The 10,249-nt window shown below is 43.0% G+C and carries 8 protein-coding genes and 4 pseudogenes; 2 read left to right on the top strand and 10 right to left on the bottom strand.

All coding sequences use genetic code 11. The features are described from left to right. The 5 genes and pseudogenes from BN3912_RS11880 to BN3912_RS03355 all read right to left on the bottom strand — a co-directional run. Nucleotides 1–182: pseudogene (locus tag BN3912_RS11880) on the bottom strand (relaxase/mobilization nuclease domain-containing protein); the annotation flags it as partial. Then, nucleotides 166–597: a plasmid mobilization protein gene (locus BN3912_RS03370; RefSeq protein WP_023983094.1), complete on the bottom strand. Its 432-nt coding sequence runs from the start codon at nucleotides 595–597 to the stop codon at nucleotides 166–168. The gene BN3912_RS03370 and the pseudogene BN3912_RS11880, both read right to left, overlap by 17 nt. Nucleotides 598–980: 383 nt before the next feature. Next, a pseudogene (locus BN3912_RS03365) lies at nucleotides 981–1,429 on the bottom strand (DUF3408 domain-containing protein). Nucleotides 1,430–1,433: 4 nt separating this feature from the next. Next, complete coding sequence (locus BN3912_RS03360; RefSeq protein WP_023983096.1) at nucleotides 1,434–2,414, bottom strand: toprim domain-containing protein; 981 nt, start codon at nucleotides 2,412–2,414, stop codon at nucleotides 1,434–1,436. 244 nt (nucleotides 2,415–2,658) lie between these two features. Next, nucleotides 2,659–2,850 (bottom strand): annotated as a pseudogene (locus BN3912_RS03355) (VapE domain-containing protein); the annotation flags it as partial. A gap of 476 nt (nucleotides 2,851–3,326) precedes the next feature. Here BN3912_RS03355 and BN3912_RS03350 point away from each other — a divergent pair. Together BN3912_RS03350 and BN3912_RS03345 are read left to right on the top strand one after the other, a co-directional pair. Next, nucleotides 3,327–3,617 carry a helix-turn-helix domain-containing protein gene (locus tag BN3912_RS03350; RefSeq protein ID WP_023984395.1) on the top strand — a complete coding sequence of 97 codons (291 nt, stop codon included), beginning with the start codon at nucleotides 3,327–3,329 and terminating at the stop codon, nucleotides 3,615–3,617. Continuing rightward, nucleotides 3,614–3,919: a helix-turn-helix domain-containing protein gene (locus BN3912_RS03345; protein WP_036859640.1), complete on the top strand. Its 306-nt coding sequence runs from the start codon at nucleotides 3,614–3,616 to the stop codon at nucleotides 3,917–3,919. The genes BN3912_RS03350 and BN3912_RS03345 overlap by 4 nt, the downstream gene beginning before the upstream one ends. A gap of 346 nt (nucleotides 3,920–4,265) precedes the next feature. Here the strand turns inward: BN3912_RS03345 and BN3912_RS03340 are convergent. From BN3912_RS03340 to BN3912_RS03320, 5 genes and pseudogenes are all read right to left on the bottom strand, one after another. After that, nucleotides 4,266–5,167 (bottom strand): annotated as a pseudogene (locus tag BN3912_RS03340) (BCCT family transporter). Between the two features lie 122 nt (nucleotides 5,168–5,289). Beyond that, entirely contained in the window at nucleotides 5,290–6,633 is a 1,344-nt protein-coding gene (locus tag BN3912_RS03335) for a TIGR00341 family protein (protein ID WP_023984398.1), read from the bottom strand. A 254-nt stretch (nucleotides 6,634–6,887) separates the two neighbouring features. Then, complete coding sequence (locus BN3912_RS03330) at nucleotides 6,888–7,289, bottom strand: hypothetical protein (RefSeq protein WP_023984399.1); 402 nt, start codon at nucleotides 7,287–7,289, stop codon at nucleotides 6,888–6,890. Next, complete coding sequence (locus BN3912_RS03325; RefSeq protein WP_023984400.1) at nucleotides 7,286–8,548, bottom strand: site-specific integrase; 1,263 nt, start codon at nucleotides 8,546–8,548, stop codon at nucleotides 7,286–7,288. The genes BN3912_RS03330 and BN3912_RS03325 overlap by 4 nt, the downstream gene beginning before the upstream one ends. A gap of 11 nt (nucleotides 8,549–8,559) precedes the next feature. Beyond that, nucleotides 8,560–9,789 carry a site-specific integrase gene (locus BN3912_RS03320; RefSeq protein WP_023984401.1) on the bottom strand — a complete coding sequence of 410 codons (1,230 nt, stop codon included), beginning with the start codon at nucleotides 9,787–9,789 and terminating at the stop codon, nucleotides 8,560–8,562. Nucleotides 9,790–10,249: the final 460 nt, after the last annotated feature.

The following is a 10,249-nucleotide window of genomic DNA, read 5'->3' as shown; positions in this document are numbered from 1 at the left end:
CGGAGAAACTTGTTCCTGCAACGGCTGTTGTAATCGCTGACCATCTTCATTTCCTCGTAAATCTCCTTTGGCGTAGTGCCGCAGAGATTGTAAAAGAGAAGCGTTTTACCGAGTTTTCCCTCTCTAAAAATATATTCCAGTGCATTGTTACCATGCGCGATAGCTTTACATTTTCCTATCATTCTCCATCAGATTTAAGAGTTTAATTGCCCTTTCCTCAATACGGTATTTGGGATTAAAGAAACGCTTAAATGCTTCCCTTGCCAAATAGGAAAGGCTTTGAGTAATCAGTACCCACGCATCATCCTTTACCTTGATAAGGTTGGAAACATGTGTAAAGAAGTAGGCCGTTCGTCTCAACACCTCTATGGCTTCCTTTTCATTGTCCGTCATCTTAGGAATGGCAATTACCTCACCATTAAGGAGTATCTCACGGCAGTAATCTGAGAACTTCCGGCCTGTGCTTTCTGCCTTTGATTTAATTCGCTGCTTTTCCTCTAAGGTGCATCTTACCTTGATGAACTCCGTTTTGTTCATCCGCTGTTCTTTCTTCTCCTGCTGCTGCCATCGGGCAGTCTTGCTATTGTATCTGTTCATATAAAAGTCCTCTTTTCGTTATTTCTTAATTCCTGATGGCTGACCGATGAGAACGGAGTGATTACGGTCTAACCTCCCCGATAGTCTGACAAGGGGAGCAAGCGCAGTTTGTGGGTACAAACTGACGTCTTGCAATGTCAGTGATAAGACCATTTACGCACGAGGCGTTTTGCAGCCGAAAAGTGAATGCCGTGCATTCTGTGTTTAACTGTGTTCGTGGTGTTCTCATCATTCAGATGTCTGCTTGCTAAAAATATGATGTCATATTTGCCCAAATATGACGTCTCATTTACGAGAATATGACATCATATTTTAATGCGATAGTAGGATTAGAGCGGGAAATAAATCTTTTGAAATTCCTTCCTCGTCCCTTTTCCTGCGGTTTACAGCTTTCTCCATTTCTCTATGTCCTCACCGTATTCCTCCAAATGCGTGCACACGAGGTTCTCCACAAAACTTGAAAGGTTGCTGCCCCTGTCGCCCTGCTCAGATAAACCGCCTTTCGGTCGTTCAACTTTGTAGGAACAAGGAAAGTCTGTTTATAGGCTTCGAGCGTTCCCCGTCTCATCTTGGCACTGATACGCCGTTGAACGGTTGCATTCTCTGTGTGCAGTGTAGGTTCGGATGGCTCGGAAACTATTACTTCTCGGCAATCTGTTTCCTTTGATGGAGCTTTTGCCTGTGGTTGTTCTTCCACCTCGTCTTCTGTATCTCCCAAGTAGTATGTAAGACTTCTCCTTTCTGTCCTTTCATTACTTTCCTGTCTGTTCATGTTGAACGCGTCTTTTATGGATTGGTCTATCTCCTCTCTGCTTGCTTTTATCTTTTTCATTGCTCTATCGTATTTTTAGTTTGACTTGTTTGGGTTTATTGTTTGTTTTTGGAGCTTTCTCCAGCTTTTTCTGTTGCTCACGAACACGGCTGACATGATACTCGTTGAGGTCTTTAAAGTTCTTGTAATATCGGGACATATCCTCGACATTAAAGCCTGCCTTTATCAGCTCTTGTATTGCTCTCCGCCCCGCGTCGTCGTTATCAAGGAAAGCCTGAATATGAGTTAGATTGTGGGCGTTTAGATAGTGAACTGTCCTTGCCACATTGCTTACGGAGTTCATCACAAGGCAGTAGTTATTTACTTCTTCTTTCATTGAAAGGAAAGAGAGAAAGTCCATAAATCCCTCAAACAGACAGACGGGCTGCGCTTTGTTCTCAAATATCGGAGTGATGTTCTTTGGGGCAATCGTTCCTTTGAACGTCTTGTCGTCCCGAAGTTCATAGCCGCCCGAGAGGTTGGCAAAGCCTATGGCTTCGTATCTTCTTCCCCTTACCTCATAGCTGATACATTTGAGAAAGGGCAATGCCTTTTCCAAATTGATGCAGCGCTCATTTGTAAGATACTCCTGCAAAGGTGGCGGCAAAGTGTCTGATACATCTATTAATCTCCTTACCCCGTTTACCATTTTCTCTTTTGGCAGTCTGATACTGCCATTGCTGCTGTATGCCTTTTCCTTTGAGGGTTCGACATTGTTGCACGTTGTATCAAAGGAAGTGGTCTGCCCCAAACGGCAGATGGCTTCCGACAGCGTGCAGCCCTCCAATCGCATACAGAGGTCGATGATGCTTCCACCCCTGCCTTCGGCATAGTCTATCCAAAGATTCTTCTGCGTGTCCACCTTGAAACTCGGATGTGTTTCTTCACGAAGTGGTGAACGGTACAGGGCATAGGCAGGTGTCCTGCGTACTGGCTTGATGCCTTTCCTTTCAAGATACGCCACAATGGGATATCGCTTGATGAGTGATAAATCTTCTTCTGTCATTGTCATAAACTTTAAATGGTTGGATAATTCTTATTTGAATAATAATGGTTGGTTTGAATGATATTTGAATGTTGTTTGAATAAAATTCTCTTTTCCGAAGTTTTCCCCTCCAAACTTTTTTACCTTTCTTCTTACTACATACTATTTTAATATAAGTAATTGATAATCAGCAATAGTTAGTAGTATGTGGAGATACTACACATACTACTACATTTGGCTACTATAATTATAGGTGAACCGCCTCTCTGCGATTGTGATTTCGCCTGTCGTTTATATTGCCTGCATCTGCTTCTCTTTTCATTATTTCCTTGAATTGGTTTCCAAGAGTGAAGTTAGGGTGAGAATGCGTAACTTCCAAGCATTCAGAGGCTTCTTGCATAATGTTGCGTCCGTCTGCGGCGAAATTCTTAGGGAAGCAAGCAGAAAAGAAGAGCATTTATGCCTCATTAAGCAAAAATCGGGAGGTAAGAAGAAAAGGTTGGCTGAAATATCAATGTCGTTGTTTGCTTTCAGATGCAGTCTTTTGCTCCAACTATCTACAAACTATTGATTGGAGCATATTTTATATCGGATTACTGTGCCAACCTATTCCACTATGACGCCACAAGCTGCCACATGAATGAAATGTGATGGAATAAGAAATGCCCGATATTAATTTTGCATAAGACAAGCTGCGCTCGGCAAAGGATAAGTGAACTTTCCTCTGCACTCGCTTGCATTGTCTTTGCAACAAAAGAAGAAGATGGGGCAGGAAAACGCAAATGCAAACCGATGGAACGGATTGCCTTTTTCCTTATTGTTCCCGACACTTCCCTACTGTCCCCTGCTGCTTTGAGAGGCCTACATACGCCATTATCTTTGCAGGTGGAAACAGGAAAAGCCTGAAGTAATAAACAATAACAAGATAAGATTATGAACTATTACGTCATTACAGAAAGCAATTGGGCAAAGCTGCGAGATGAAATCTTGAGCCTTGCAGAATGTTGCCACAAGGCATTCGGAGAAAAGAGCAAACACACCGATTGGCTGCACAACGGAGATGTGTGCAGGCTGTTGAACATCAGCAAGCGCACCTTGCAGCATTACCGCGATACAGGCGTGCTGCCGTTTACGCAAATCGGGCACAAGTGCTATTACAAGCGCGAGGATGTGGAAACATTGCTTCTTACGAAGTCTAACAAACCTAAAAACAGACAGATATAATGGAAACAGCAAGAGACTTGAACATGGAGACGGACGAGATGCAGCTGGTTGTCTCGGCATTGAGAGGTGTAGGCAAACGGATTGTGGAAGTGTCGGATACACACAAACCACTCTTTGCAGGAGAACTTTTCCTCACGGGTAAGGAAGTGTGCGAACGGCTGTATATCAGTCCCCGTACCTTGCAGGACTACCGAGACAGGAAGATTATCCCCTACACACAGTTTGCAGGAAAGATACTCTACAAGGCTTCGGACTTGGAGAAGATGCTACAGGAGAATTACAAGAGCAGTAGAACAGGATAAAGGCAATAAGCGTATATTGCTGAACGGACAACGGTACTCGGATAGAGATGCATCTACTCCAAGTACCGTTTTATTTATGTCTCAATATAAGAATTTTCGTTCTTCTTGGGTTCATTTTATAATATTTATTGTATCTTTGTCATCGTGAATAGTAATAATTGTTTGACACATAGCAATAAAGGCGTGATGCTGTTACAGAGAAATACACATTTCCTTGCATCGCGCTTATACCTTTATATAATGTTACCGGCAGTTTCACTCTTGCTAATTCCTGATTGAATGTTATTTACATTTACAATTCACGCTGCAAAGATAAGTAAAAGTTTTGAAACAGACAAAATCTAATCTATTTTATTGGTTTGAAATAGAGCGTATTGGAAAACAGGAATGACCAAATATCGAGCTTATCCGCATGAAGCAACGCGTTTGGCCCTACGGAAAGCACAAAAATCATCAGCAATACCGACATACTTAGATTTATTTCACTCAGCCGTTTAACACCCATGTTTACACCAGCCACCGCCGACGCTATGGCCACAGAACTAACTAGTATGATAATTACGCATTGAAAAAAGAGACTTGATTGATTAAGGACTCCCAAGTGAACTAAACCAGCATTTAACTGAACTACACCAAAGCCCAAAGATGTTGCTATACCAAAAAAGTGCTCACCAAGGCAAAAACGTCAACAACATCGCCAATGCGCCCTTTTATACGTTCACCTAATAGGGGATAAAAACCACTCCTGATAGCCAAAGGTAGCTTATAACGGAAAGAGAAATACGCAAGGATAAGCCCCATAAGTGCAAATATACTCCATGCGTGCAAACCCCAATGAAAGAATGTAGCCAGCTGGGACTCCTTGGCCGGATTAGCTATATTAGGAAGTGCCGGGTTCACATAGTGAGACATCGGTTCGGCCACACCGAAATACATCAGACCGATACCCATTCCTGCGGCAAAAAGCATCGCTATCCACGAGAAGAAACTGTATTGCGGCGAAGAATTATCTGTACCCAAACGAATGTTGCCTAACTTGCTGAACGCCATTACTACGAGGAAAATAAAGAAAAACGACACCAAAAGGATATAAGACCAACTAAGGCTTCTGTAAATACCAGACTGGACCGAGCTTAGCATTGCATTCGTCCACTTTGGGAAAAAAGCACAAACCAATGATAAGCCTATCAGGACAAACAGCCCGGGATAAGCAACGTTACGTGTAAAAGTTGATTTCTTAAAATTCATCTCTCAATAATTAAAAATAATGATTCCGCCTACAATATATAAACATATCACAGGTGAGGAATTATCTATCTTAAATTAGATTAGATAGCACTGCCGGAAAGGTTGAAAACCGACACAAACAATTATTGTGTGGTAATGAGCCGCAAACTGTCTGCTTTCGACCGCGCTTTCAACCACCGTTGAAGCTGCAGGCGTTCAGCGACGGACAAAGGATTGCTACAGCCGGCAACGGCAATTGTGTAGCGGAGTGTTGTCGAAGTATCGGTGCGGGCTTCAGACACTTGCGAAAGACTTATTCTTTTCACCTTCGGGCAGACAGCTTTCACTTCTTGGGAAATCTCTTTCCCCAGATTCTCATAAGCGGTATATTCTTGTAGCTGTTTGCTCACTGTGTTCAGTTGCGCTGTTTGTTCTATTAGCTGCTGCTGGGTTGCTTTTGATGCCTGTGCCATCGTTTGTCCTTCAAGCAACAGGAGGCTGTCGGATTGGTATCCCTGAATAACATTCAGACGATACCCTGAAAGATGATAGTTCTCCAGCTTAAGGTTTGCCTTGTCAATGGCATTTTTCTCAATGGATTTTCCTATAGCCACGACTCTTATGGTCTTCTTGTCGTCGTTGCGACAATGGGAGAGTATCTGCGTGCCTTTAAAGGTGAGTTCATTCTTAATGAATTGCTGCGTATTGCTATCTCGCACACTCGTTCGAATAATCTGTATCGTCATATAGGTGGCCGGCAACATGGTTATGATGGTTATGGCAATAATATACTTCTTTACCTTTTCCAACTGTTGGGTATTAACAAACGTCTTCCGCTTGAACCGTAACATTCTCACCCCGACAAAAGTAGAAAGGGCTATGAAAACGGTGTTGATGAAAAAAAGGTAGAACGCTCCGAAAAAGAATGAAAATTCGCCGACAGCCAAACCATATCCGGCCGTGCATAGTGGGGGCATTAATGCCGTGGCGATGGCTACCCCCGGTATTACGTTTCCCTTGCCCTTGGTGGCTATGGCAAGAATGCCGGCAGCACCACCGAATATAGCCACGAGCACATCGTATAACGAAGGTGAAGTGCGCGCTAACAACTCGGACTGTGCCTCATTAAGTGGCGTGATGACAAAGTAGATGGTTGCCGTTATCACACTGATGACGGTAGCAACCAAATAGTTTTTGATAGACCGCTTGAGCAATTCAAAATCATTGATCCCTACAGACAGCCCCATGCCGATAATCGGACCCATGAGCGGAGAAATAAGCATGGCACCGATGATTACTGCGGTGGAATTGAGGTTCAATCCCAATGAGGCAATAAAGATGGCAAAGATTAATACCCAAAGGTTGGAACCGTGAAACCTGACCCCACTACTGATCTGGCTGATTGTCTCCGCCTCGCTTTCCTTATCGGGAAGAGCATTAAAGTATCCCTTTACGACCTGCCAGAGTGTTCTTTCGTCTTGCGTCATTGTCTTTTGTATTTTTGTTACAAACAATACAAAAAAGAAATAACAATAAGGCCGAAAAATACCGAAAATGCAATGACAACCACTGCTATCATAACACAAAATTTAACAAAGAAGTGGTAGTATGTAGTCAGACGGTAGTAATAGCGATTTCTACTTTCTGACTACACGCTACTCCCTTTTCCTTTCACCGTATTTCCTCTCTTTGTAGTTATGTAGTAAGATAATATCGGTGAAAGAAAAAGGAAGTATAATCATCAGCAATCCGTCTTGCCGATTAAGAATATCGGTGTTATGATGTTTGCCGGGCGGTGTATTTCCCTACAAATGTACTTTATGAACAGATAGGCTTCCGTGCTGTCCAACTGAAAGGACAGGGCAATGATGGTTGAGAGCGGATAAAGCGGCGCATAGCCTCTTGGTCGTCCGTTCACAAAAACTTCTTCCTCACCAGCATCCCTTTCGTCAGGGTGCAGATGAGATGTTTTCAGAAGCAGTTGCAGGCGATAATTGAGCTTCCTCCACGTTACACCGAAGAAATCTACGAGTTCGCCTTCCGTCATGGCGATTTTGCCATTCCCCTTGCAAATGATTTGCATTTTATCGCCCCATTCAAAATAACTGCGGTCTCTTTTTGCTTGATTATGATTGACGTTCATATCGCTTCCTCCTTTGCTTTCTCCTTTTGATATTTTCTTATCAGTCTGTCCATATCCTCCGAAATCTTATTATCGGTTACCTGCGCATAGATTTGTGTGCTTGCAATAGAAGCGTGTCCCATCATCTTGGCAATGCTCTCTATGGGAACACCTGCACTCATACTCATCGTACCGAACGTATGCCTTGCCATGTGGTAGGACAGCCGCTCTCTGATGCCGCAAGCTCTTCCTACGATGCTTAGCTTGGCTGCCATCACACTTCGACTGCAATCACGAGGAAAGACAAAGCTGTCTGTCCTTGTTTCAGTTTCACCTTTTTCTTTCACCGATTGCATTCCTCCATTTCTTTCCTGTTCAGCCTTGCAATGTTCGATGATGACTTCGGCTATCGGATGCAAAGGCACGACAAACTCCACCTTTGTCTTCTGCCGTTCCTTGCGGATGTACTTTTGTCCGTCCGCTGCCGTTTGGATATGTTCATATTGCAGATGCTCCATGTCGGCAACAGCCAAGCCGGTAAAGCAAGCGAAGACAAACATCAGCCTTGCCTGTTCAGCCTCCTTGTCGTTTACTTTCAAAGCCATGAGTTTGGCCACATCGTTCTTTTGCAGAAAGCGTATCTTCTGTTCCGTTTTCTCGTACTTGGTATTCTCAAAGGGATTGCAACGAATGAGCCTTTGGCTGACCGCACGATACATCAACCTGCTTAGCCAGCAAAGATAGCGGTTGATGGTTGCAGCTGCCAATCCTTGCTTTTTAAGATAAAAGCGGTATTCTTCAAACAAATCTTCCGTAATGGTGATTACAGGTATATCCTTTACACCTTTATCCTTGACAAACTCGCATAACAGTTTGTCGGAATAGCAAAGGTTCTGGTACGTACTTTCTGCTTTTGACTTTCCCACACACTCTTTGATAGATTGCAGTTCCGCCTTGCTCATGGCAAGCAATGTTGTCGGATGGGTGGCAATGCCCTGCAAGCGGTTCTTGATTAGCTCCACGCTTACCACTCCGTCCCTCGTCAGTAAATCCCGATAAGTCTTTTCTACAAGTTCTTTGAACTCTGCAAGCCTTTTGTTTATTCTTTTGTCGGTAGTCTGTCCTTGTTTGGCGTTCCACTCTGTCGGCAGGCATTCCTCTCCTGTGGTTATGGCGGAACTCTTCCCATCTATGGTAATACGGCAGAGAATAGCAGTTCTTCCGTCTGCCTTTGTCTTCTGCCTGTTGATATAGAACAGTATCTTGAATGTACTTCTCATAATGGCTGTCTTTATATGGTTAAACGTAAATCTTCGGTGAAAGAAAGGAAACGGTCAAATTCCTCAAAGAGTTTTTGCGGTGTTACCTTTGCATAGCGTTCGGTCATACATACGTTCGTATGTCCGAGCATCTTGCTCACCGTTTCAATCGGTACGCCCTGTTCCAAGGTAATAAGGGTGGCAAAAGTATGCCTTGCGGTATGCGTGGTAAAAGGAAAAGAAATACCAGTCCGCAGTCGTAAGGCTTTCAGGCAAGATTGATAGGTAGGATATTTGATGAAAGGGAGCAATGTTTCCCTTTCATCGGTGTGCATTTTCTCGATTAGCTGGATGGCCTCGGGCAATAATTTGATGCGACAAAGCACACCCGTTTTCTGCCGATTGAACTTCAACCACAAACTACCTGCATCATCATGGACAAGATGCTTCTTGCTTAGTTCCATCAAATCACAATAGGCTGCACCGGTATAACAGGCAAAGAGAAAAATATCCCTTGCCGTTTCCATTTCCTCCTCCAAATCACCAAATTGCAACGCTTTCAAACCATCCAACGACTCCTTGTCAAGTGCCTTTGGAACTTTCTTGTCTCCCCTTTCTATGTGGGCTTTGTCAAACAGCAGCGTATCGGCTATCCCCTCACGATATGCCAACTTACAGACTGTTTTCAAATGTGATGCCACTGCGAAGAAAGAACTTTCTTGGAAGCCACATACCCCCAAGTAGTATTGGCGGAACTCATATATGAAGTTCTCGGTCAATTGGGAGAACGCCATGTCTGAAACATTATACTTCTTCAGAATAAACTCCTGTAATCGTTTTCGAGTGGAATAATAGGTGGACATAGACTCTTTCTTGATGTCTATACCGATATGACATTCTTTCTCCTTGATGAGCATATCCAATCTTTCGATGAGCATACACCGTGCATGAATGCTTCCTTGGAACTGCTCTTTCACATCGGTTGCGTCAAATGGACAACCTTTGGTAATCAATGATTGGTAAGCCAATTGAATGGAAAGTAACAAATTCTCCAACTTCCCATTAATCTCCACCGCCTCACGGCTCTTGCCGTCTATCCTGCTCTCACGTGGATTCCATAAATCGGGATTACAAGATAGCTTACAACTAAACTGGGCAATGGAACGCCCAATCGTTATTCGTCCCATAATCGGAGCCTTGCCCGACTTGTCCAAACCATTCTTTTTAAGGTAGAGCAACACCTTCATCTTTTCTGTTTTCATACGCTTTAATATTTGTGGGTAAAGTTACCCGAATTAAAGCGTTCCTCACTTACGCAGAAAACTGCCGACCAAAGCAACAACCACACGAGTGGAAATAATTCAGTTACCGAATACTGCACCATCGTTACCTACATCAAAACAAGGTAATGCTCTGGTAACTGAACTTCTGCCTAAATCTGCACTTTCCTGCCTTTTATAAATAGAGACATATCATGCAAATCAGAGCATTTCCTACTCATTATCAGTTAGTTCACTTCAACATCGATATTTCTTCATTTTCAGTGATTAGTTACGTCGTAATGCTATGTTTATTGCACTTGAATATACATTATTTCTTGTGTAAACATAGTATTTAGTATTTTCTTTTTGTATTTTTTATCTTCTGATTATCAGCGCATAATCTTTCAAAAGTGTTACTTTTATATAAATCTGTAACCACCCATCATCCGCAATTTGTAAA

This window comes from Prevotella phocaeensis (assembly GCF_900065875.1).
Lineage (GTDB): Bacteria > Bacteroidota > Bacteroidia > Bacteroidales > Bacteroidaceae > Prevotella > Prevotella phocaeensis.
Note: the sequence above shows the minus strand (reverse complement) of the source record. Positions and strands in the feature narration are given on the sequence as shown.